Annotated in this window: 18 protein-coding genes; 3 read left to right on the top strand and 15 right to left on the bottom strand. The window is 69.7% G+C overall.

The genetic code is table 11. The annotated features are described in order from the left end of the window. Positions 1-79: 79 nt before the first annotated feature. Positions 80-565 (bottom strand): glutathione peroxidase, encoded by a 486-nt coding sequence (locus ACFV6V_RS24115; protein ID WP_385568518.1) that lies wholly within the window; start codon positions 563-565, stop codon positions 80-82. 78 nt (positions 566-643) lie between these two features. Then, positions 644-3,157 carry a DEAD/DEAH box helicase gene (locus tag ACFV6V_RS24110; RefSeq protein ID WP_385568516.1) on the bottom strand — a complete coding sequence of 838 codons (2,514 nt, stop codon included), beginning with the start codon at positions 3,155-3,157 and terminating at the stop codon, positions 644-646. 121 nt (positions 3,158-3,278) lie between these two features. Between ACFV6V_RS24110 and ACFV6V_RS24105 the strand changes: the two genes are divergently transcribed. After that, entirely contained in the window at positions 3,279-4,070 is a 792-nt protein-coding gene (locus tag ACFV6V_RS24105; protein ID WP_385568513.1) for a metal-dependent hydrolase, read from the top strand. Between the two features lie 14 nt (positions 4,071-4,084). Here the strand turns inward: ACFV6V_RS24105 and ACFV6V_RS24100 are convergent, their stop codons facing one another. The 3 genes from ACFV6V_RS24100 to ACFV6V_RS24090 form a co-directional block, all read right to left on the bottom strand. Then, positions 4,085-5,866, bottom strand: a complete 1,782-nt coding sequence (locus ACFV6V_RS24100) for an ABC transporter ATP-binding protein (RefSeq protein ID WP_385568511.1) — start codon at positions 5,864-5,866, stop codon at positions 4,085-4,087. Further along, complete coding sequence (locus ACFV6V_RS24095) at positions 5,863-7,707, bottom strand: ABC transporter transmembrane domain-containing protein (RefSeq protein WP_385568508.1); 1,845 nt, start codon at positions 7,705-7,707, stop codon at positions 5,863-5,865. Before ACFV6V_RS24095 ends, ACFV6V_RS24100 begins: the two co-directional genes overlap by 4 nt. A 194-nt stretch (positions 7,708-7,901) precedes the next feature. Beyond that, positions 7,902-8,336 (bottom strand): MarR family transcriptional regulator, encoded by a 435-nt coding sequence (locus ACFV6V_RS24090; RefSeq protein ID WP_361284604.1) that lies wholly within the window; start codon positions 8,334-8,336, stop codon positions 7,902-7,904. Between the two features lie 140 nt (positions 8,337-8,476). On the opposite strand from ACFV6V_RS24090, the gene ACFV6V_RS24085 reads away from it, so the two are divergent. After that, positions 8,477-10,315: an ABC transporter ATP-binding protein gene (locus ACFV6V_RS24085; RefSeq protein ID WP_385568505.1), complete on the top strand. Its 1,839-nt coding sequence runs from the start codon at positions 8,477-8,479 to the stop codon at positions 10,313-10,315. A 13-nt stretch (positions 10,316-10,328) separates the two neighbouring features. Here the strand turns inward: ACFV6V_RS24085 and ACFV6V_RS24080 are convergent, their stop codons facing one another. Next, positions 10,329-11,429 carry an NAD(P)-binding domain-containing protein gene (locus tag ACFV6V_RS24080; protein ID WP_385568502.1) on the bottom strand — a complete coding sequence of 367 codons (1,101 nt, stop codon included), beginning with the start codon at positions 11,427-11,429 and terminating at the stop codon, positions 10,329-10,331. Between the two features lie 54 nt (positions 11,430-11,483). On the opposite strand from ACFV6V_RS24080, the gene ACFV6V_RS24075 reads away from it, so the two are divergent. Next, positions 11,484-11,906, top strand: coding sequence for a secondary thiamine-phosphate synthase enzyme YjbQ (locus tag ACFV6V_RS24075; protein ID WP_385568500.1), 423 nt, complete (start codon positions 11,484-11,486; stop codon positions 11,904-11,906). Between the two features lie 226 nt (positions 11,907-12,132). On the opposite strand, the gene ACFV6V_RS24070 is transcribed toward ACFV6V_RS24075, so the two are convergent. The 9 genes from ACFV6V_RS24070 to ACFV6V_RS24030 all read right to left on the bottom strand — a co-directional run bounded on the left by ACFV6V_RS24070 (position 12,133) and on the right by ACFV6V_RS24030 (position 23,525). Next, positions 12,133-12,807, bottom strand: a complete 675-nt coding sequence (locus tag ACFV6V_RS24070) for a potassium-transporting ATPase subunit C (RefSeq protein ID WP_385568498.1) — start codon at positions 12,805-12,807, stop codon at positions 12,133-12,135. 21 nt (positions 12,808-12,828) lie between these two features. Further along, positions 12,829-14,967 carry a potassium-transporting ATPase subunit KdpB gene (kdpB, locus tag ACFV6V_RS24065; protein ID WP_385568495.1) on the bottom strand — a complete coding sequence of 713 codons (2,139 nt, stop codon included), beginning with the start codon at positions 14,965-14,967 and terminating at the stop codon, positions 12,829-12,831. After that, positions 14,964-16,628 carry a potassium-transporting ATPase subunit KdpA gene (gene kdpA, locus ACFV6V_RS24060; RefSeq protein ID WP_385568493.1) on the bottom strand — a complete coding sequence of 555 codons (1,665 nt, stop codon included), beginning with the start codon at positions 16,626-16,628 and terminating at the stop codon, positions 14,964-14,966. The genes kdpB and kdpA overlap by 4 nt, the downstream gene beginning before the upstream one ends. Positions 16,629-16,636: 8 nt before the next feature. After that, positions 16,637-16,726, bottom strand: a complete 90-nt coding sequence (gene kdpF, locus ACFV6V_RS24055) for a K(+)-transporting ATPase subunit F (RefSeq protein WP_290353327.1) — start codon at positions 16,724-16,726, stop codon at positions 16,637-16,639. After that, positions 16,723-16,890, bottom strand: a complete 168-nt coding sequence (locus ACFV6V_RS24050; RefSeq protein WP_385568490.1) for a hypothetical protein — start codon at positions 16,888-16,890, stop codon at positions 16,723-16,725. The genes kdpF and ACFV6V_RS24050 overlap by 4 nt, the downstream gene beginning before the upstream one ends. Positions 16,891-17,146: 256 nt before the next feature. Continuing rightward, on the bottom strand, positions 17,147-18,400 hold the full coding sequence (locus tag ACFV6V_RS24045; protein ID WP_385568488.1) for an LCP family protein: 1,254 nt from the start codon (positions 18,398-18,400) through the stop codon (positions 17,147-17,149). Continuing rightward, positions 18,397-20,505, bottom strand: coding sequence for a bifunctional polysaccharide deacetylase/glycosyltransferase family 2 protein (locus ACFV6V_RS24040; protein ID WP_385568485.1), 2,109 nt, complete (start codon positions 20,503-20,505; stop codon positions 18,397-18,399). Before ACFV6V_RS24040 ends, ACFV6V_RS24045 begins: the two co-directional genes overlap by 4 nt. A gap of 911 nt (positions 20,506-21,416) precedes the next feature. Then, positions 21,417-22,175, bottom strand: coding sequence for a DUF817 domain-containing protein (locus ACFV6V_RS24035; RefSeq protein WP_385568483.1), 759 nt, complete (start codon positions 22,173-22,175; stop codon positions 21,417-21,419). Between the two features lie 108 nt (positions 22,176-22,283). Then, positions 22,284-23,525, bottom strand: coding sequence for an MFS transporter (locus ACFV6V_RS24030; RefSeq protein ID WP_385568480.1), 1,242 nt, complete (start codon positions 23,523-23,525; stop codon positions 22,284-22,286). Positions 23,526-23,664: the final 139 nt, after the last annotated feature.

Here is a 23,664-nt window from a genome sequence, read left to right as displayed (position 1 = left end):
ATAGTCCACACGCGCCCTGCCGCCAACCGGGTGGGGGGGGGTTCCGCCCCCCCCCCACCCCCCCACCTCGTCACTGCCGTCAGGCGCCCAGCTGCGCCTCGATCGCGGCCACGACCTCCGGCGCCTCCGGCTCCGTACGCGGCCGGAAACGTGTGACCTCGCCCTTGGGCGAGATCAGGAACTTCTCGAAGTTCCACTGCACGTCGCCCGCCTCGCCGTCGGCGTCCGCGGCCTTCGTCAGCTCCACGTACAGCGGGTGGCGGTCGTCGCCGTTCACATCCGTCTTCTCCAGCAGCGGGAACGAGACCCCGTACGTCGTCGAGCAGAACGTCTGGATCTCCTCCGCGCTCCCCGGCTCCTGCCCCATGAACTGGTTGCACGGCACACCCAGCACCGTGAAACCGCGGTCGCCGTACTGCTGCTGCAACCGCTCAAGCCCCTCGTACTGCGGCGTCAGACCGCACTTCGACGCCACATTGACCAGCAGCACCGCCTTGTCCGCGTACGCGGCCAGAGAGGTGGGCTCGCCGCTCAGGGTGCGCAGGGGAATGTCGTGCAGAGTCATCAGTCTCTCCTCGGTGACGGTCTTCAGCGCCACTCTCGCACGCTTGCTCGCACAGCACGGAAGCGACCCGGCCCGCGGTCAGAGCTGACCGACGGACGTGACCCGGACCACGGCCCTGCCCTCCTCGTCGGACGCCGCCAGATCGACCTCCGCGCTGATGCCCCAGTCATGATCGCCGTTCGGGTCGGCGAAGGTCTGGCGGACCCGCCACAGCCCGTGCCGGGAGTCCTCCTCGATGGACAGCAGCTTCGGTCCCCGCGCGTCCGGACCGGTGCCCAGGTCGTCGTACTCGTCCCAGTACGCGTCCATCGCGTCCCCCCAGGCCTCCTCGTCCCAGCCCGATTCGGCGTCCATCCCGCCCAGCTCGGCAACCTGGTCGAGCGCTGCCAGCTCCACCCGGCGGAACATCGCGTTGCGCACCAGCACCCGGAAGGCACGCGCATTGGCGGTGACCGGCTTGACCTGGTCGGCCTTCTCCTGAGCCTGCTCGGCGGTCTCCACCTCGGGGTTGGCCAGCTGCTCCCACTCGTCCAGCAGGCTGGAGTCGACCTGCCGCACCATCTCGCCCAGCCAGGCGATCAGGTCCTCCAGATCCTCGGTCTTCAGATCGTCCGGGATCGTGTGGTCCAGGGCCTTGTACGCGCTCGCCAGATAGCGCAGCACGATGCCCTCGGTGCGGGCAAGCTCGTAGACGGACGTGAACTCGGTGAACGTCAGCGCCCGTTCGTACATGTCGCGGATCACGGACTTCGGCGACACCGGGTGGTCGCCCACCCAGGGATGCGACTTCCGGTAGAGGTTGTACGCGTGCCACAGCAGCTCTTCGAGCGGCTTCGGATAGGAGATCTCCTGGAGCCGCTCCATCCGCTCCTCGTACTCGACCCCGTCCGCCTTCATCGCGCCGACGGCCTCGCCGCGTGCCTTGTTCTGCTGGGCGGCGAGGATCTGACGCGGATCGTCCAGGGTCGACTCGACGACGGACACCATGTCGAGCGCGTACGACGGAGATTCGGGATCGAGCAGGTCGAAGGCGGCGAGCGCGAACGTGGACAGCGCCTGGTTGAGCGCGAAGTCCTGCTGGAAGTCGACCGTCAGCCGCACGATCCGACCCTGAGCGTCCGGGGTCTCGAGCCGCTCCACGATCCCGCCGTCCAGCAGGGAGCGGTAGATCGCGATGGCCCGGCGGATGTGCCGCAGCTGCTGCTTGCGCGGCTCGTGGTTGTCCTCCAGCAGCTTGCGCATGGCCTCGAAGGCGTTGCCGGGCCGGGCGATCACCGACAGCAGCATCGCGTGGGTGACCTTGAAGCGCGAGGTCAGCGGCTCCGGGTCGGAGGCGATCAGCTTCTCGAAGGAGCTCTGGGACCAGCCGACGAAGCCCTCGGGGGCCTTCTTGCGGACCACCTTCCGCTTCTTCTTCGGATCGTCGCCCGCCTTGGCCAGGGCCTTCTCGTTCTCGATCACATGCTCGGGGGCCTGGGCGACCACGAAACCGGCGGTGTCGAAGCCCGCCCGGCCCGCGCGGCCGGCGATCTGGTGGAACTCACGGGAGCGCAGCACCCGGACCCGGCTGCCGTCGTACTTGGTCAGCGCGGTGAACAACACCGTGCGGATCGGCACATTGACCCCCACGCCCAGGGTGTCCGTACCGCAGATGACCTTCAGCAGACCGGCCTGCGCCAGCTTCTCGACCAGACGTCGGTACTTGGGCAGCATGCCGGCGTGATGGACGCCGATGCCGTGCCGTACATAGCGCGAGAGATTGCGGCCGAACTTGGTGGTGAAGCGGAAGTTGCCGATCAGCTCCGCGATCTGGTCCTTCTCCTCGCGGGTGCACATGTTGATGCTCATCAGCGACTGCGCCCGCTCGACCGCCTGGGCCTGGGTGAAGTGCACGATGTAGACGGGCGCCTGCTTGGTCTCCAGCAACTCGGTCAGCGTCTCGGTGATCGGCGTCGTGCGGTACTCGTACGACAGCGGCACCGGCCGGGTCGCCGAACGCACCACGGACGTCTCCCGGCCGGTGCGGCGGGTCAGGTCCTTCTCGAACATCGAGACATCGCCGAGCGTCGCCGACATCAGCACGAACTGCGCCTGGGGCAGCTCGAGCAGCGGGATCTGCCACGCCCAGCCGCGGTCCGCCTCCGCGTAGAAGTGGAACTCGTCCATCACGACCTGGCCGATGTCCGCGGCCTTGCCGTCACGCAGCGCGATGGACGCCAGTACCTCGGCGGTGCAGCAGATCACGGGGGCGTCCGCGTTCACGGAGGCGTCGCCGGTGAGCATGCCCACGTTCTCCGTGCCGAAGAGCTTGCACAGATCGAAGAACTTCTCCGAGACCAGGGCCTTGATCGGCGCGGTGTAGAAGGTGACCTCGTCACGGGCCAGCGCCGCGAAGTGCGCCCCCGCCGCGACCAGGCTCTTCCCGGAGCCGGTCGGCGTGGAGAGGATCACGTTCGCCCCGGAGACCACTTCGATCAGCGCTTCCTCCTGAGCCGGGTAGAGCGAGATCCCCCGGCCCTCGGCCCATGACGAGAAGGCCTCGAAGAGGGCATCGGGGTCGGCATCCTGCGGCAGCTGATCGATAAGGGTCACGCCCCCATCTTGCCTGGCTTCCGGCCCTGACAGGGAACCGGCTGCCGAGCGGAAGATCGCTACCGCTACGCTGTGCCGTCAACTGGGGGCGAAGACAAGAGCAGATGGGGCGGGAACGAGCATGATGGGACCGGCACACTCCCTGTCCGGGGCAGCGGCCTGGCTGGGGGTGGGCGCGGCGACCGCCGCCACAGGCCATGCCATGCCGTGGCCCGTGCTCGTCGTCGGAGCGCTGATCTGCGCGGGTGCGGCACTGGCGCCCGACCTCGACCACAAGGCGGCGACGATCTCCCGGGCCTTCGGACCGGTCTCGCGCGGGCTGTGCGAGGTCGTCGACAGGCTCTCGTACGCGGTCTACAAGGCGACGAAGAAGCCGGGGGACAAGCGCAGGACAGGCGGTCACCGCACGCTCACCCACACCTGGCTCTGGGCCGTGCTGATCGGCGGCGGCACCTCGGCACTGGCCATGGCCGGTGGCCGCTGGGCCGTCCTCGCCATCCTCTTCGTCCATCTGGTGCTCGCGGTGGAGGGCCTGCTGTGGCGGGCCGCCCGGGTCTCCAGCGATGTGCTGGTGTGGCTGCTCGGTGCGACCAGCGCCTGGATCCTCGCGGGCATCCTGGACCAGCCCGGCAACGGAGCGGACTGGCTGTTCACCGGCCCCGGCCAGGAGTACGTCTGGCTGGGTCTGCCAGTGGTCCTCGGCGCCCTGGTGCACGACATCGGGGACGCGATCACCGTGTCCGGCTGCCCGATCCTGTGGCCGATCCCCGTCGGCAACAAGCGCTGGTACCAGGTGGGCCCACCGAAGGCCATGCGCTTCCGCGCCGGCAGCTGGGTCGAGCTCAAAGTCCTCATGCCGGTGTTCATGCTGCTCGGAGGGGTGGGCGGGGCGGCGGCGCTCAACTTCATCTGAGCCTGACGCAGGCTCTAGCCGTGCCAGGACCTCCACAGCGCCGCGTAGGCCCCGCCAGCCGCCACCAGCTCGCTGTGGCTGCCCAGTTCGCTGATGCGTCCCTGTTCCACCACGGCGATGACATCGGCGTCGTGCGCCGTGTGCAGCCGGTGGGCGATCGCCACGACCGTACGCCCGTCGAGCACCCGGGCCAGCGAGCGCTCCAGATGGCGGGCGGCACGCGGGTCGAGCAGCGAGGTCGCCTCGTCCAGCACGAGGGTGTGCGGGTCGGCGAGCACCAAGCGGGCCAGGGCGATCTGCTGGGCCTGCGCCGGAGTCAGCGCAAAGCCGCCGGAGCCGACCTCGGTGTCGAGGCCGTCATCGAGGGCCCGTGCCCAGCCGTCCGCGTCCACCGCGCCGAGAGCCGCCCACAGTTCGGTCTCCTCAGCGTCCGCGCGGGCCAGCCGGAGGTTGTCACGCAGCGCGCCGACGAAGACATGGTGCTCCTGGTTCACCAGCGCCACATGCTCCCGTACCCGCTCGGCGGGCATCCGGGAGAGCTCCGCGTCGCCGAGGGTGACCCGGCCGGTCCTCGGAGCGTAGATCCCCGCGAGCAGCCTGCCCAGCGTCGACTTACCCGCACCGGACGGCCCGACCAGCGCCACCCGGGTACCGGGCGGCACCCGCATCGAGACCTGGTGCAGCACATCGACTCCCTCGCGGTAGCCGAAGCGCACCTCGTCCGCGCGCACCACGCGCCCCTCGGGCCGTACAGCCGCGTCACCCGCGTCCGGCTCGATCTCGCGTACGCCCACCAGCCTGGCCAGCGACACCTGGGCCACCTGCAACTCGTCGTACCACCGCAGGATCAGGTTCACCGGATCGACCATCATCTGCGCGATCAGCGCGGCCGTGGTGAGCTGCCCGATGCCGATCCAGCCCTGGAGCACGAACACCCCACCGATCAGCAGCACCGAACCGAGCACCGTCGTGTGCGTGATGTTGATGACGGGGAACAGTACGGACCGCAGCCACAGGGTGTACCGCTCCCAGGCCGTCCACTCCTTGATGCGCCTCTCCGACAGCGCGACCCGGCCGGGCCCGAGGCGATGGGCCTCCACCGTCCTGCCCGCGTCGACGGTCTCGGCGAGCGCGGCCGCCACCGCCGCGTACCCGGCGGCCTCCGAACGGTAGGCCCTGGGCGCCCGCTTGAAGTACCAGCGGCACCCGACCACCAGGAGCGGCACGGCCAGCAGCACCGCGGGCGCCAGCGGCGGAGCGGTCACCGTCAACCCGCCGAGCAGCAGCACTGCCCAGAACACCGCGATGGTCAGCTGTGGTACGGCCTCGCGCATGGCGTCGGCCAGGCGATCGACGTCGGTGGTGATACGCGACAGCAGATCGCCCGTACCGGCTCGCTCCAGCACACCCGGAGGCAGTCCGACCGACCGTACGAGAAAGTCCTCGCGCAGGTCCGCCAGCATCTGCTCGCCGAGCATCGCGCCGCGCAGCCGCACCAGCCGTACGAACACGGCCTGCACGAGCAGCGCCACGGCGAACAGGGCCACGGTGCGCTCGAGAGGGACCTCTCGCACCCCGTCGGCCACCTGCTGAACGAGGGTGCCGAGCAGCCAGGGACCGATCATCGAGGCCACGACCGCGACCGTGTTGACGGCGATCAGCAGGGTGAAGGCGCGGCTGTGCCGGCGCAGCAGTTCCCGCACATAGGCACGTACCGTGGCGGGCGTCCCCACCGGAAGGGTGGTCGCCTCACGAGGTGCGGCCGGATCGTACTCCGGCGGTGGCACGCCGATCATGCGGTCTCCTCGAGGTCGACTGCGGCGTCGGTCAGTTCATCGGACGGTCGCTCGGACAGCGCTTCGGTGGACCGTCCGGGGGCGGGGACGTCGGTGGCGTCGGCGGATTCATCGGATTCCCGGGTCACCACCTCGCGGTAGCGGGGCTCCCTGAGCAACAACTCGCGGTGCGCACCCGCGGCCGCGACCTCGCCCCCGAGGACCAGGACCACCCGGTCCGCCCGGTCGAGCAGCAGCGGCGACGAGGTGAACACGACCGTCGTACGCCCCGCGCGCAGCGCCCGCACGCCATCGGCGACCCGCGCCTCGGTATGCGAGTCGACGGCCGAGGTGGGCTCGTCGAGCACCAGTACCTCCGGGTCCGTGATCAGCGACCGGGCCAGCGCCAGGCGTTGCCGCTGCCCGCCGGATAGCGAGCGGCCACGCTCGGTGATGGGCGCGGCCATCGGATCCCCGTCGAGGGAAGCCTGGGCCAGGGCGTCCAGCACATCACCGCATTCGGCGGCGGTCAGCGCCGTGGTCGCCGAGACCGCGCCGGACGACGGCACATCGAGCAGTTCGGTCAGGCTCCCCGACAGCAGCACCGGGTCCTTGTCCTGCACGAGCACCGCCGTGCGAGCGGTGCCACGCGGCAACCCGTCCAGCGCGGCCCCGCCGAGCAGCACGGAAGGCAGCCCACCGGCATCCGCGGGATGCCCGCCGAGACGCTCGGCCAGCCGCCCCGCCGCGTCCGGGTCCCCGCACACGACGGCCGTCAGCACTCCGCAGGGGGCGAGCAGCCCGCTGTGCGGGTCGTACAGGTCGCCGCCCGGCAGGGCACCGGACGCCTGTGCCGAACCGCCCGTCGGCCGCTCCAGCGACAGCACCCTCGCCGCCCGCCGCGCCGACGGCTGCGAGAAGCTGTAGGCCATGGCGACCTCTTCGAAGGGGCGCAGGGGATAGGACAGCAACATCACCGCGCTGTAGACGGCGACGAGCTCACCGACCTCGATCCGGCCCGCGGACACCAGCCCGATGCCGTACCAGACCACCCAGATGAGCAGCACCCCCGGCAGCAGTACCTGTAGCGCGCTGATCAGCGACCACATACGGGAACTGCGCACGGCCGCCCTGCGGACCTCCTGGGAAGCGCGCCGGTAGCGCGTGAGAAACAGCTCCTCACCGCCGATTCCACGCAGCACCCGAAGCCCCGCGACGGTGTCCGAAGCCAGCTCGGTGGCCCGGCCCGCCTTCTCGCGCTGCACATCTGCGAGCCGCGTCGCCCGCGGCAGCAGCGGCAGCACACCGAGCGCGAGCACGGGGACCCCGATCGCCACCAGGAGACCGAGCTCCGGCTGGTAGAAGAGCAGTCCGACCACCATAACGACGATGGTCAGGGCCGCGGCGAGGAAGCGTGAGAACGCCTCCACGAACCAGCCGATCTTCTCCACGTCGCCGGTGGACACCGCGACGACCTCACCGGCCGCGACCCGCGTGGTGAGCGCGGAGCCCAGGTCGGCGGTCTTCCGGGCCAGCAGTTGCTGCGTCCGGGCGGCTGCGGTGATCCAGTTGGTGACCGCGGCACGGTGCAGCAACGTGTCACCCAGGGCGATGGCGACCCCGGCGACCGCGATCAGCCCGCCCGCCAGGGCGAGCCCGCCGCCGGAGCGCTCGACCACGGCCTGCACGGCGAAGCCGACGCCATACGGAAGGGTCATCACGGCACCGAAGTGCACCAGCCCCCACGCGAGCGCGCGGAGTTGCCCGCCGAGCTGCCCGCGCCCGAGCCAGATGAGGAACCTGAGGCCGGAGCGGACATCCGGTGAGCCTGGATCGGCATACGGAAGGTCGCGAATCTGCATGGCATCCCAGATCGTTCGGAAAAGCGGCTCGGACCTGCAAGGTTCGCTCGCCGCCGTGACACGGGGCAACCGATTTTTCCGCTTCCTCCGGCGTTGGCGCAGAACCAGCCGGGCCCGCGCCGGTCAGCGGCGCAGGTCTGGTTGTCCAGGGCTGATCGTCTATGCGGCGGGGCTGCCGGGGCCGGCAGGGGCCGTCACGACACCAGGGCGGACAGCAGCCCGCCGAGCGTCTCGCGCTGTTCGGCGTCCAGCGGGGCCAGGATGTCCTCCGCCGCCGCTCGCCTGGCGCTGCGCAGCTCCCTGAGCGTGACGCGCCCGAGCTCGGTCAGCTCGACGCGTACGACGCGGCGGTTGGCCGGATCCTGGACGCGGCGCACCCGTCCGCTCGACTCGAGACCGTCCACCAGCGTGGTCACCGCGCGCGGGACGACCTCGAGGCGGTCGGCTAGGTCGGCCATCCGGGGCGCTCCCTCGTAGTGGGCCAGGACCCGCAGCAGCCGTGACTGCGCCGGGGTGATGCCGACCGGCTCCAGATGCCGCTTCTGGATCCGGTGGAGCCGTCGGGTCAGCCGCAGCAACTGCTCGGCCAGCAGGCCGTCCGCGTCGGGGGCGGGCACGGGGGTGCTCATGCGGGAACACTATCAGGACCTGGTTCATTGTGAGCATAGGTAACAATGAGCTATGCTCCTCATGTGGCGCGGCCGGTCATCGCCCCGCCTTTTCCCATGCCATTGGTGCACCCTTTTTGAACGTCCTCCGGAAGGAGCCCATGCGCCCTCACAACGATCCCTCGTGGACACCGTCCGACCGCCCCGTAGATCCCTCACACACCGCGTCCGCGGATCGCCGACCCGCGGAGCTCCGGCGCATCCTGCGGCTCTTCAGGCCGTACCGCAGCAGGCTGGCCCTCGTCGGTCTGCTCGTCGGCGCCTCGTCGCTCGTCTCGGTCGCCTCGCCGTTCCTGCTCCGCGAAATCCTCGACACCGCGATCCCGCAGGGTCGCACCGGTCTGCTCTCGCTGCTCGCCCTCGGCATGATCCTCACGGCCGTCACGACGAGCGTCTTCGGCGTCCTCCAGACGCTGATCTCGACGACCGTCGGTCAGCGCGTCATGCATGACCTGCGCACGGGCGTCTATGCCCAACTCCAGAGGATGCCACTGGCCTTCTTCACCAGGACGCGCACCGGAGAGGTCCAGTCGCGCATCGCCAACGACATCGGCGGAATGCAGGCGACGGTCACTTCCACCGCCACCTCGCTGGTGTCCAACCTCACCGCCGTGGTCGCCACGATCGTCGCGATGCTCGCGCTCGACTGGCGGCTCACCGCGGTCTCGCTCGTCCTCCTCCCGGCGTTCGTCGCGATCAGCCGCAGGGTCGGGCGGGAGCGCAAGACCATCACCACACAGCGGCAGAAGCAGATGGCGACCATGGCCGCCACGGTCACCGAATCGCTGTCGGTGAGCGGCATCCTGCTCGGCCGCACGATGGGCCGTGCCGACTCGCTGACCCGCTCGTTCGCCGACGAGTCCGAGCGGCTGGTCGATCTGGAGGTCCGCTCCAGCATGGCCGGACGATGGCGGATGTCCACCATCGGCATCGTCATGGCCGCCATGCCCGCGCTGTTGTACTGGGCGGCGGGACTGACCCTCCAGGGTGGGGGAGCGGCGATCTCCCTCGGCACCCTCGTCGCCTTCGTCTCACTCCAGCAGGGCTTGTTCCGTCCGGCTGTGAGCCTGCTGTCCACCGGTGTGCAGATACAGACCTCGCTCGCGCTCTTCCAGCGGATCTTCGAGTACCTGGATCTTCCGGTGGACATCACCGAGCCGGAGCAGCCGGTCCGGCTGGAGAAGGTGCGCGGCGAAGTGCACTTCGAGCAGGTGGAATTCGGCTACGACGCCAGGCGCGAGCCGACGCTCGGCGGGATCGATCTCACCGTTCCGGCAGGTGGCACCCTGGCCGTCGTCGGACCGACCGGCTCCGGGAAGTCCACGCTCAGCTATCTGGTGCCCAGGCTGTACGACGTCACCGGTGGCAGGGTCACCCTCGACGGCGTCGACGTACGCGATCTGGCCTTCGACACCCTCGCTGAGGCGGTGGGCGTGGTCTCCCAGGAGACCTATCTCTTCCATGCATCCGTCGGCGACAACCTGCGCTTCGCCAAACCCGATGCCACGGACGAGGAGATCGAGACGGCGGCGCGTGCGGCCCAGATCCATGACCACATCGCGTCGCTGCCCGAGGGATACGACACCCTCGTCGGTGAGCGCGGCTATCGCTTCTCGGGCGGCGAGAAACAGCGCCTCGCCATCGCGCGTACCATCCTGCGCGACCCACCGGTGCTCATCCTGGACGAGGCGACCAGCGCCCTCGACACCCGTACCGAGCACGCGGTGCAGCGAGCCATCGACGCCCTCACGGCCGGACGGACCACGATCACCATCGCCCACCGGCTGTCGACGGTGCGGGATGCCGACGAGATCGTCGTGCTGGACGGGGGCCGGATCGCGGAACGCGGAAGCCACACCGAGCTGATGGACCAGGACGGGCGCTATGCGGCGCTGGTGAGGCGGGACGCGGAACCGGCCACAGTGGTGGCCACGGCCTGAGGCCGAGCGGGACCTAGAGCGGCATCGCGGCCGGTTCACGCGCCAGCAGCCGCTGGATCTCGCGCACCGCAGCCCGGCCCGCGCGATTGGCGCCGATGGTCGAAGCGGACGGGCCGTAGCCGACCAGGTGAACGCGCTCGTCATGCACCGCGCGGGTGCCGTCCACGGCGACACCGCCTCCGGGCTCGCGCAGTTTGAGCGGGGCCAGATGGTCGATCGCGGCGCGGAAGCCCGTGGCCCAGAGGATCACGTCCGCGTCGACCGTGCGTCCGTCGTCCCAGGCCACACCGGTCGGCGTGATCCGATCGAACATCGGCAGCCGGTCCAGCACCCCCTCGGCGCGCGCTTGCCGGATCGCATCGTTCAGCGGCAGTCCGGTCACGGAGACCACACTCAGCGGGGGCAGCCCACGCCGCACCCGTTCCTCCACCATGGCGACCGCAGCGCGTCCCTGGACCTCGCCGAAAGGGCCCTCACGGAAGACCGGGGGTCGCCGTGTCACCCAGGTGGTCTCGGCGGCGAACTCCGCGATCTCCATCAGATGCTGGGTACCCGACGCGCCCCCGCCCACCACGACCACCCGCAGCCCCGTGAAGGCCTCGGGCCCCGGGTAGTCCGAGGTGTGCAGCTGGCGCCCCCGGAAGGTCTCCTGACCGGCGTAGCGCGGCCAGAAAGGGCGGTCCCAGGTGCCGGTGGCGTTGATGAGTGCGCGAGTGGCGTACACGCCCTCCGACGACTCCACCAGCAGACGGTCGCCCTCGCCGCCACGCACCGCTCGCACATCCACGGGGCGGTGCACCCGAAGGTCGAAAGTCCGCTCATAGCGGGCGAAGTAGTCGCCGATGACCTCGGACGACGGGCGGCCCCCATCGGCGCCGACCAGCTCCATGCCGGGAAGCGCGTGCATTCCGTGAACCTTGGCGTAGGTGAGCGAGTCCCAGCGGAACTGCCAGGCGCCACCGGGCCTCGGAGCGTGGTCGAGGACCACAAAGTCCTCATCGGGGCGCAGCCCGACGCGTCGCAGGTGGTAGGCGCCGGAGAGGCCGGCCTGTCCGGCACCGATGACCACCACGTCGACGGCTCGTGCGGCGGCTTGTTCCCCAAGGTTGTTCACGCTTCCACTAACTGTGGGGGTGCCCAGGATCTTCCCGCACGGGACGATGCCCTTATGCCTACAGCCTTCACCACCACAGTCCTGAGCGTCTCCACAGGCGCGACCGAGACCGTGACCGATCTGACCCGTGACTGCCAGAGCTTCCTCGACGAGGCGGCTGCCGGCCGCGATGGTCTGCTGAATGTCTTTGTGCCCCATGCAACCGCCGGAGTGGCGGTGCTGGAGACCGGCTCCGGCAGTGATGAGGACCTGCTCGCCGTGCTCCACGACCTGCTCCCCGCCGACGACCGCTATCGGCACCGCCACGGCAGCCCCGGCCACGGCCGCGACCACGTCCTGCCGGCGATCGTGCCCCCACACGCCACACTGCCCGTCGTCGGCGGCCGCCTGGAGCTCGGCACCTGGCAGTCCGTGTGCCTCGTGGACACCAACCGGGACAATCCGGACCGGCAGGTCCGCCTGAGCTTCCTCGGCTGATCCCGTGACGGGAGTGCGGCGTCGCTGTGGGAGGTGCTCCTCCTTCACTGCCACGCCTGCCCGCTCCAGAGCTCTCGTACGGCTGGGGGGGACCCTTCTGGGACGGGGCTTTCGCGGGGCCTGCGGATCCGGTCGGGAGTCCTGCGGTGGCACGCGCAGGCGGGAGCTGACGGTCCGGGGAGGCGAGGCACCTCCGGTCGTCAGCTCCCGCTCGGCGGCTGATGGCTCAGCCCTTGGTCAGTTCCTTGAGTGCGATGTTGAGCTCGAGGACGTTGACGCGGGGTTCGCCGATGAAGCCGAGGGTGCGGCTGTCGGTGTGTTCGTTGACGAGCTTGTCGACCTGCGCGACGGTGAGGTGGTTCTTCTCGGCGACCCGGTGGATCTGGAGCTTCGCGTACTGCGGGGAGATGTCCGGGTCCAGCCCGGAGCCGGAGGAGGTGACGGCGTCGGCCGGCACGTCCGAGGGCTTGACCGTGTAGGTGGCGGTGGAGTTGTCCTTGACCACGGTGGCCTTGGCGTCCTTGACCCACTGGATCAGCTCGGGGTTGTCGCCGGAGCGGTTGGTCGCTCCGGAGACGATCAGCGCGTACTGGGTGTTGACGCTGTTGCTGCCGAGGCCGTTGGACGGGCGCGGCTGGAACCACTTCAGGTCCGGGACCGGCGCTTCCTCCGCGTCGTCGGGGTTCTGCTTGGGCAGGTTGTAGGTCTGTCCGATCAGGGACGAGCCGACGACCTTGCCGTCTGCCTTGACCTCGGAGCCGTTGGCCTTGTCGCTGAACAGGCCCTGGGCCACGCCGGTGACGACGAGTGGGTAGATGACGCCGCACACGAGCGTGAGGACCAGCAGGGCCCGCAGGCCCGCCCAGATCAGCCGCGCCGCGTTGGTGAAGGAGTTGTTCATGGCGGTCAGCACGCTCCTGAGTCAGCGCAGTCCGGGGATGAGGGTGATGAGCATGTCGATGAGCTTGATGCCGATGAACGGGGCGATCAGGCCTCCGAGTCCGTAGATTCCGAGGTTGCGGCGGAGCATTCTGTCCGCGCTGGTCGGCCGGTACTGCACGCCCTTGAGGGCGAGCGGCACCAGGGCGATGATGATCAGCGCGTTGAAGATGACCGCGGACAGGATGGCGGACTCCGGCGAGCTGAGCTGCATGATGTTGAGCTTGTCCAGGCCCGGGTAGACCACGGCGAACATCGCGGGGATGATCGCGAAGTACTTCGCCACGTCGTTGGCGATCGAGAAGGTCGTCAGGGCGCCGCGGGTGATGAGGAGTTGCTTGCCGATCTCGACGATCTCGATGAGCTTGGTCGGGTTGGAGTCGAGGTCCACCATGTTCCCGGCCTCCTTGGCGGCCGAGGTACCGGTGTTCATCGCCACTCCGACGTCCGCCTGCGCGAGAGCCGGGGCGTCGTTGGTGCCGTCACCGGTCATCGCGACCAGCTTGCCGCCCGCCTGCTCACGCTTGATGAGGGCCATCTTGTCCTCGGGCGTGGCCTCGGCGAGGAAGTCGTCGACGCCCGCCTCTTCGGCGATCGCCTTGGCGGTCAGCGGGTTGTCACCGGTGATCATGACGGTCTTGATGCCCATGCGGCGCAGTTCGTCGAATCGTTCGCGCATGCCGTCCTTGACGACGTCCTTGAGGTGGATGACGCCGAGTATCCGGGCACCGTTGTCGCCGCCATCGGACGCGACGAGGAGCGGGGTGCCGCCCGCCTCGGAGATCCGGTTCGCTATGGAGTCGGCGTCGTCGGCGACTTGGCCGCCGCGTTCCTGGACCCAGGCGATGACCGACGCGGTGGCGCCCTTGCGGACCTTGTGCCCGTCCGCATCCACACCCGACATACGGGTCTGAGCGGTGAACGGCACCCATGTGGCCCGGGCCAGTTCGCCCTGGTGGCGCTCGCGCAGTCCGTACTTCTCCTTGGCGAGTACGACGATCGAGCGGCCTTCAGGTGTCTCGTCGGCGAGCGAGGAGAGCTGGGCGGCGTCGGCGAGCTCGGCGGGGGTGGCACCGTCGACGGGGATGAGCTCGGCGGCCTGGCGGTTGCCGAGGGTGATGGTGCCGGTCTTGTCGAGCAGCAGCGTGGAGACGTCACCGGCGGCCTCGACGGCCCGGCCGGACATGGCCAGCACATTGCGCTGGACCAGGCGGTCCATTCCGGCGATGCCGATCGCCGAGAGCAGGGCGCCGATGGTGGTCGGGATCAGGCAGACCAGCAGCGCGACGAGGACGATCATCGTCTGCGGGGCGTCGGCGTAGGTGGCGAACGGCTGCAGGGTCACGACCGCGAGCAGGAAGACGATGGTCAGCGAGGCGAGCAGGATGTTCAGCGCGATCTCGTTGGGGGTCTTCTGCCGTGCGGCGCCCTCGACCAGGCTGATCATCCGGTCGATGAAGGTCTCGCCCGGCTTCGTCGTGATCTTGACGACGATGCGGTCGGACAGGACCTTCGTGCCGCCGGTGACGGCCGAGCGGTCGCCTCCGGACTCCCGGATGACCGGGGCGGACTCGCCGGTGATGGCGGACTCGTCCACCGAGGCGACACCCTCGACGACGTCACCGTCGCCGGGGATGATGTCGCCTGCCTCGCAGACGACCAGGTCGCCTATCCGCAGCTCGGCGCCCGGCACCCGCTCCTCGCTTGTGCCGTCCTTGGCCAGACGGCGGGCGACGGTGTCGGTCTTGGCCTTGCGCAGGGTGTCCGCCTGCGCCTTGCCGCGGCCCTCGGCGACCGCCTCGGCCAGATTGGCGAAGATCGTGGTCAGCCACAGCCAGGCGGCGATCGCCCAGCCGAACCAGTCGGTCGGGTCCATGATCGCGAAGACCGTCGTCAGCACCGAACCGACGAGGACGACGAACATCACCGGGGACTTGATCATCACCCGGGGGTCGAGCTTCCTGACCGCGTCCGGGAAGGACCTGATCAGCTGCTTGGGGTCGAACAGACCGCCGCCGACGCGTCCGGTGTCGGGCCTGTGCCCGGTGGGCACGTCGCTGTGCGGGGCCCGGGTCGGAGTGGTGGACATCTCGTCCTCGTACTTCTTTACGTTGGTGGTCATGACGCCAGCCCTTCGGCGAGCGGACCCAGTGCCAGGGCCGGGAAGTAGGTCAGGCCCGTGATGATCAGGATGGTGCCGACCAGCAAGCCGGTGTAGAGGGGCTTGTCGGTCCGCAGCGTGCCGGCCGTGACGGGCACGGGCTTCTGCTCGGCGAGCGAGCCCGCCAGGGCCAGGACGAACACCATCGGCAGGAACCGGCCGAGCAGCATCGCCAGACCGATCGTGGTGTTGAACCACTGCGTGTCGGCGTTGAGACCGGCGAACGCGGAGCCGTTGTTGTTGGCGCCGGAGGTGTAGGCGTAGAGGATCTCGGAGAATCCGTGCGCACCGCTGTTGGTCATCGAGTCGGCCGGGGTGGGCAGGGCCATGGCGGCTGCGGTGAAGCACAGCACCAGCGCCGGGGTGATGAGGATGTAGCAGGCCGCCAGTTTGATCTCGCGGGTGCCGATCTTCTTGCCCAGGTACTCCGGGGTGCGGCCGACCATCAGCCCGGCGATGAAGACCGCGATGATCGCCATGATCAGCATGCCGTAGAGGCCGGAGCCCACTCCACCGGGAGCGATCTCGCCGAGCTGCATGCCCAGGAGCGTGATCCCGCCGCCGAAGCCGGTGAACGAGGAGTGGAAGGAGTTGACCGCACCGGTCGAGGTCAGGGTCGTGGCCACCGCGAAGATCGACGAGCCGCCGACGCCGAACCGGGTCTCCTTGCCCTCCATCGCGCCGTTCGCGATGTCGAACGCAGGGCCGCCGTGGTGGAACTCGGTCCACATCATCAGGGCGGTGAAGCCGATCCAGATCGTCGCCATCGTCGCGAGGATCGCGTAGCCCTGCTTGAGCGAACCAACCATGCGCCCGAACGCCCGCGTCAGCGAGAACGGGATCAGCAGGATCAGGAAGATCTCCAGCAGGTTGGAGAACGGGGTCGGGTTCTCGAAGGGGTGGGCCGAGTTGGCGTTGAAGTATCCGCCACCGTTGGTGCCCAGCTCCTTGATCGCCTCCTGGGAGGCGACCGCGCCGCCGTTCCACTGCTGCGCGCCACCCATGAACTGGCCGACCTCGTGGATCCCGGCGAAGTTCTGGATCGCACCGGCCGCGACGAGGACGATCGCGGCGATCACGGCGAGCGGCAGCAGGATGCGGACGGTGCCGCGGACCAGGTCGGCCCAGAAGTTGCCCAGCTCACCCGTGCGGGAGCGCGCGAAGCCACGGACCAGTGCCACCGCGACGGCCATGCCCACGGCGGCGGAGACGAAGTTCTGCACCGCCAGGCCGCCGGTCTGCACGACATGGCCCATGGCCTGCTCGGCGTAGTACGACTGCCAGTTGGTGTTCGACACGAAGGACGCTGCGGTGTTGAACGCCTGGTCCGGGTCGATGGAGGAGAAGCCCAGCGAGCCGGGCAGACCGCCCTGCACGCGCTGCAGCAGATACAGGAAAAGAACACTAACCGCGGAGAAGGCGAGCACACCACGCAGATAGGCGGGCCAGCGCATCCCGGCGTTCGGGTTGGCACCGATGGCCTTGTAGATCCACTTCTCGACCCGCAGATGCCGGTCGGAGGAGTAGACCCTGGCCATGTAGTCGCCGAGGGGACGGTACGCCAGCGCGAGCGCCGCGATCAGCGCGAGCAGCTGAAGCACACCAGCAAGTTCGGGGGTCATATCCGTGCTCAGAACCTCTCCGGCTTGACGAGGGCGAGGACGAGATAGCCCAGCAGGGCGGCGGCCACGATCAGGCCGACGATGTTCTCGGCGGTCACAGCTTCGCCACCCCCCTGGCGACGAGAGCCACCAGCGCGAAGACCGCGATCGTGGTGACGACGAAGGCCACGTCGGCCATCGGGTGCTCCTGAATGAGATGCGGATTCTCGGACGATTCGAGGAAACCGCGTTTCAGCCACCACGCCGCTCGCGTTAACGCCACTCTGACGGCCCGCTGCCCCGTCTTGACGGGTCCCCTACGCCGGGCCGCGCAGCCGGCGGACCAGGGTGATCGTCGGCGCTTCCACCCCTGCTCGGTCTTACAGCGGCGACGTGAACGCCGCTCCCTGCCGGCCGGATCCGCGCACAACACGGCGATCGTGAACCCACCCGCGGTGCCGACGTCGATCCGGCATCCACGGGCCCTTCGGCGACGGCGGTGCGGCCGGGCAGGAAACCCGGCCGCACCCTCGCGGGGGTCAGTTCCCCCGGCCGCCTGGCACGGTCACCGGCCGGTCGTCGCGTACCTGCTGGAACAGCCGTGCGGCGCGATCCGCGTCCCAGCGGATCACATTGCCCTTCGCGGTGGGGAGGCCCACCGCGTCCACCGGCATGGTCACCTGCTTCGCCGTGCCGCCGGGACCCCGCAGTTCACGGAACATGCGCACCAGCTGCCGCAGGTCCATGTCCTGGTCCACGACGAGTGTGTCGAGTCCGGCGGCCAACGCCGGGTACATCTGCGACGGGTTCAGGAAGGTCCTGGACGTGGCCGCCTTGTCCGCCAGCGCCGAGAGGAACCGCTGCTGGTTGCGCGAGCGCCCCAGGTCGCCCTCGGCCTCCTGGTGGCGTTGGCGGACGAACGCGAGCGATTGCCTGCCGTCCAGCGTCCGGCAGCCGCTCCGCAGGTCCGCGCCCGACTTCTCGTCCTTGATGTCCCGGTCCAGACAGAACCGCACCCCGCCGATCGCGTCCACGACCTTCACGAAGCCGGCGAAGCCGATCTCCGCGTAGTGGTCGATGCGGATCCCGGTGTTGTGCTCGATGGTGTGCGCCAGCAGCTCCGGTCCGCCGTACGCGAACGCCGCGTTCAGCTTGTCCTTGGCCGGCGGCACCTGCTTCCCGGTCGCCGGATCGTGGAAGCCCGGGATCGTCACCCACGAGTCGCGCGGCAGGCTGAGCATCACCGCGCCCTGGGCACCGGTGTGCAGCACGATGATCGAGTCCGTACGCCGCCCACCGCCGCCACCCGCGCGCAGGTCGCGGACATCCGAATCCGAGAGACCCTCCCGGCTGTCGGAGCCGACGATCAGGTAGTTCGTGCCCTCCCCCGACGCGCGGCCGTGGCCGTAAGCGCCGAGGTCAACGCCCCGGTTCAGCTCGGTCTCCGCCCAGGCGTACGTACCGCACGCCGTCAGCAGCAGGGTGATCGCCAGCGCGAGCACGGTGCGTACCGCCCGGCGCCCGCGACGCGGCCGGGCGCGGGAACGGCGCGACGGCCGTGGTGTGGTGCCACGCCAGCCGTACGCCTCCCGCCGCACGGGCGCCGCCTGCGCATCAGGGACCGGCTCGTGTGCGTCCTGTACGACGTGGGTGTCGGGCACCAGCACGTCTGCGTCCGGCATCACGTACCCGTCCGGCACGGGGCGGCCGGCGGGCCGTTCGGTGCCGGGCGGGCCGACCTGTCGGTTCCAGGGGTCCGGAGTGCCGCCTGTGTGGTCGAACGGGTGGGTCATCGCAGCTCTCCCTTCGCGTTGTCGAGTGCCAGGACGCGTTCTGCCGGCGGCAGATCGTCGAGCCGATACGGATCGGCGCTGCCGGTGCGGTCCATGCGGTGCCACTTGAGACGGCTGCCGAGCAGCGCCGTCATCACCGAGTGGAGGACGACCAGGTACAGCATCTGCCGGTAGACGAACAGCTGAAGCGGCAGCGACCACAGGGCCCGCAGCTTCTCGCCGTCCAGCCGGAGTGCGTACCCCGCCGTGCCCATCTGCACCACGAGGAACGCCAGCCAGACGACGATCGCCTCGGACGGGTCGCGGAAGCACACGCCGTACAGCGCGAAGACGTCCACGACGGGAGCGAACAGCGGCAGGGCTACCTGGAAGAGCCCCAGGTAGCTGAGCCCTCGCCGGCCGAACCGACCTGCCGTGCCGAGCTCGGTGACGGCCCGGCGGTGCTTCCACATCGACTGGAGCGTGCCGTAGCACCAGCGGTAGCGCTGCCGCCACAACTGCCTCATGGTGTGCGGAACCTCGGTCCACGCGACGGCCGACTCCTCGTACACAACACGCCATCCGGCGCGCCACAGAGCCATCGTCAGATCGGTGTCCTCGGCGAGCGTCTCGTCGCTCACCCCGCCGATGCCCAGCAGCGCATCCCGGCGGAAGGCGCCGATGGCGCCGGGCACGGTCGGCATGCATTCCAGCACCTCGAACATGCGCCGGTCGAGATTGAAACCGAGCACGTACTCCAGGTGCTGCCACTTGCCCAGCAGATGACGGCGGTTGCCCACCTTCGTGTTGCCGCTGACCGCCCCGATCGCGGGATGGGCCAACGGCTGGACGAGATGGTGGATGGCATCCGGTTCCAGCACGGTGTCCGCGTCGACCATCACCACGATGTCGTGCGACGCGTACGCGAGCCCGGTGTTCAGGGCCCCCGGCTTTCCGGTGTTGGACTGGCGCACGAGCGTCACCCGCGGATCGTCGACAGCGGCGACCGCCGCCGCCGTGCCGTCCGTCGAACCGTCGTCGATCACCACGATCTCAAGGCATGTGTAGGTGGAGGCGAGCAGTGAGTGGACGGTGGCGATGATGCCCGCCTCCTCGTTGTGCGCGGGCACCAGGACGGTCACCGGAGCCGTCACCGGACGCAACCGGGGGCTGCCCGGCCGAAGCCTGCCGCGTCGGCGCACATGGATCCGCGCGAACCAGACGAGCATCGCCAGGCGCAGCAGACCCAGCGCGCCCGCCACGACCAACGCCCATGCCATGCCACGGGAGAAGGCCCGCCCCAGGTCCTGGACGTGCATGAGTCCCATGCCCTTCAACCGCTCGGCGAGCGGCGCCCGGCTGGTGGACTCGGGCTGCCCGAGCCCGTCCGAGACGGTGGTGAACCGTGCCACCCGGGGGTTGCGCAGCAGCGACCGCGCTTCCCGGAATCCGAGGTCGGTGTGGCTGTACTGGCGTATCACCCCCTCGGCGGCCTTCCGGTCCATCCGGTCCGCGGCCACGATGAGGTAGCCCTGGCCTGCCGCGCGGCAGGCCGCCGGCCACTCGGCGCCGCACAGGGTGTCCGCCGTGGTGGTGTGGGGCAGCCGCAGCAACCGGGAGTGCTCACCCGTCACGCCCGCCAGTACCGTCTGCGTGAAGCCCAGTTCCATACGGGCACGGGGAGGGGACGCCGCCCCCAGATCACCGCCGGTATAGGTGTAGGAACCGATCTCGTGTCCCTCGGCCCGGATGCGGCGGACCAGGTCCGGGTACTGCGCGGCCTGTTTGCCGTACACGAAGAACGTGGCGTGTGCCTTGTGCGCGGTCAGCAGGTCCAGCAGACGCGGTGTCCACACCGGATCCGGTCCGCCGTTGAAGGTGAGGGCCGCCGTGCCCGGCGGCATGGCGGCCGTCTCGACACCGGCGTCGCCGAACCTCAGCACGGGGCGTCCGGTGTCCGCACTGCGTGGGATGGGTTCGGCGCAGGGGCGTTTGGTCCGCGCGGCGTCGACCTCGTGTGTGGTCCACCCCTCGAAGAGGAGGGTGACCACGACGACGGTGAGGATGAGGATCAACAGCACCCAGTGCCCGCGTGGGGGACGGCGCAATGCGTGCCGGGGTGTCATCCGCGCGTGACCTCGTCCCGATCAGGCGAGGTGGTACCACTCTGTGGTCGGGATGAAGGGTTTGCCGGTGGAGGGGACGGCGGCCGGCTGCTCCCGGAGCGCTCCACTGCTCCCGATCCGGCCTGGTGGCCCGCCGGGGCCGCGGGGAGCGGATCGCCGGTGCCGGGGGGCAGTTGTCCGGTGGGCTGCCAGAGTCCGGCCATGACGATCGCAGCGAACATCAGGTAGGCCCCGCAGGCGCCGCCGAGAGCCACTGCCGTGCACCGCAGCACCTGCCTTCGTTTGCCTGAGCGTTCGATGAATATGGGGCGGTTACTCTGCTCGATCTGCGTCTTACCGTGGGGGGTGAGATACATGGGGGGTGAGTCTAATTAGATTCATTGGCTTGTCAGCACGGCCACTTCACCGGCCGAAGGGGAACCTTGACATGCAGGAACCGTAACGGGAACGGGAATGCCGCCCTGTAGGAGTGGCCGACGGGGATGAGTCACAGCACGGAACTTCCCGCGAATCTGCACAGAACCCGATCATGCTCTTCCCCTTTCTGTGTTCCGAGCACCGCCCGGCAACATCACGGAAACAGCGGATGCCCTTCCACAAGCGGCTTCCTGACACCGTAGGTCGACCGCCGCCGGAGGACGTGCGTCGTAAGGAGACCGAGCGACCTCGACGGTGGGCGGCCCGGTGCCCGGACTGCGCGGACAGGACGGCAGTGAACTGAGCTCCCGCCGATGCGGTCGGCGTCCTTCCCCCGGTCTGCGGCCCCCGACTGACGGCAGATCAGGCCCGCACGCCGGACGTCCTCATCGAGAAGGCGCGCTTGATCGTCCGGCTGCCGGGTGCACGCCTGTCCACGGCAGGGTGCCGGCAGGCGCCGTCGTAGTAGGGGAAAAGAGTGCTGCCGGGGGTCCTCACCTGCGCCGGACCATGGCCACCAGCACGACGGTGACGCTGATCAGGAGCGACCACGCGCCGAACTTGTCGATACCGACGGGCTGCCAGCCGTGGAGCTGGTGGGGGTAGCTCCATGCGCCCAGATACGTGGCGATGTTCTCGGCGAGCCACAGGAAGAAGCCGATCAGCGCGAAGGAGAGCGCCAGCGGCATTCGGTAGCGGGTGTTGCCCACGCCGAAGCTCACCCATGTGCCGAAGGTGACGCATCCGAGCAGCACCGCGAGCGGCCAGCGGAAATCGGGCAGCCAGTGGTGGGTGAAGAAGTTCGCGTAGACGGCGGCTGCCACTGCCGCCGTGGCCCGTGGGCGGTAGCCGGTCAGTTCGAGGTCGAGCAGGCGCCAGGCCCGGCAGACGTAGCTGCCCACCGCGGCGTAGAGGAATCCCCCGTACAAGGGCACGCCGGCGACCTTGAACACCGCCGGTTCGGGGTAGCTCCACGAACCGAGGGAGACCTTGACCAGTTCGAAGGCCAGCCCGATCGCGTGGCACACGGCGATGACGGCGAGGTCCCGTCCGCTCTCCCATCCGCTCATACGGAAGAGGAGCGTGAGCAGCAGTCCGTAGCCGAGCAGCAGGTCGTATCTGGCGACAGGCAGCTGTGGCAGCAGCGCCGACAGTGCCACGCCCGAGAGCAGCGCGGCGGCGAAGGCGCAGCACCTCGTCTGGAGTCGGGTGAAGATCAGCAGTTGCCGTGCGGGGGCGATGAACGCAGCCATGCCGGAACAGACGTACCCGGGGCCGCGAGAGGTTGCGCGGTCGCGTACGCGGCGACGATCCAGGTTGCCCGCCATGGTCCGGACCGCCGGCAGAGGCGATCGCCGAGCTCACGAGCCCGCTCGCGCCCGGTGGCAGTCATCGCTGAGCCGCACTCCCCGGTCCCTTTCGCCGGCGACCGCGGAGGCGGAGAGGAGTGTCGCAGTGGCGAGGCTGCCCCAGAGGGCGGCCGGGCCGTGGGGTGCGAGAGCCGTGATGGCCGCCGGGGAGACAGCCAGGCCGAAGCCCGAGGAGAGTTCGAAGCGGGCGAGGGTGCGGCCCAGGGCATGGGCCGGGGCGAGCGCGGTGACGAGCGCCGTGGCGCTTCCGGCATAGATGATCTCGCCGATGGTGCAGACCACGGACACCGCGGCGACGGCCGGGGCACCCCAGCCGTGCCCCAGTGACGCGGCCGCGAGGAAGCCCAGGTAGGAGACGGCGAGAACCACCCCGGCGAACGCCAGCACGGTTCTCCGGGGGAAGCGGGACAGCAGGACGGTGACCGGAACCTGCAGAGTGACCACCAGCACGGTGTTGGCCACGAAGATGGCTGCCGACCACACCGGGGATGCGTGCAACTGCGTCACCAGGACCAGAGGGAGCGCGATTTCGGGGACGTTGAGGCAGAAGACGTAGACCACGTTGGCGGCCAGCAGCGCGCGCATCCGGGGTGCGGACCCGTCGCTCTCGTCCTTGGCCGCGGGGGCTGCCGGATGCGCGCGCAGGTGGACCGACCACGCCAGGGCCGCCGCAGCGAGATAGGCGAGCCCTGTGACGGCTGCCAGCGCCTGCAACGCGGCGGCGCCACCCGCCAGGCATGCGGTGGCGAGGAGTGCACCCGCGCCCAGGCCGGCGTTGCGCAGGGCGCGGCTTCCCGCGAGAGCCGCGTCGCGTTCCCTGCCGTGGGCGACCGTGGCCACGAGAGCCGCGTGGGCGGCCGGCCACGCCTGATTGCCGATGCCGAGGAAGAGAGCCGCCGTCGCGAACGGCCAGACGGTTCCCGCCGGGGTGGCCAGCAGCAGCGCCACGCCCAGCACCCGCACCAGCATCGACGCCGCCACGACCGTGCTGCGCGCGCCCCGGTCGAGCCATCGGCCCACTGCGGGCATGCACGCCAGACCCGCGACGACACCGACCGTCATGGCGATGCCGGTGGTCGGCGCGGACAACCTCAGCACGGTCACCCCGTAGAGCAGCAGAAACGGCCGCAGCAGCCCGGTGCCGAGCGCGTCCACGGCCAGGGCGGCGGCATAGCGGGGGCCTCCTGCGGCACGGACGAGGGCGCGCGGCTGGATCTTGGTGGTGGTTGCCATGGCGCCTACGGTGCGTTCGACAGAGGTGCGGACGGCGTGGGTTGACGGACTCCGTCAACCCACCCCCGGGGGGGCCCACCCGGGGGTGTTTGTTGGGGGGGGGCGGTGGGGTTAGGCAAAAGCGGGCGAACCTGCGAGC

The organism is Streptomyces sp. NPDC059828, from assembly GCF_042731955.1.
In the GTDB taxonomy this organism is placed as follows: domain Bacteria; phylum Actinomycetota; class Actinomycetes; order Streptomycetales; family Streptomycetaceae; genus Streptomyces.
This window is presented reverse-complemented; position numbering and strand designations above follow the sequence as displayed.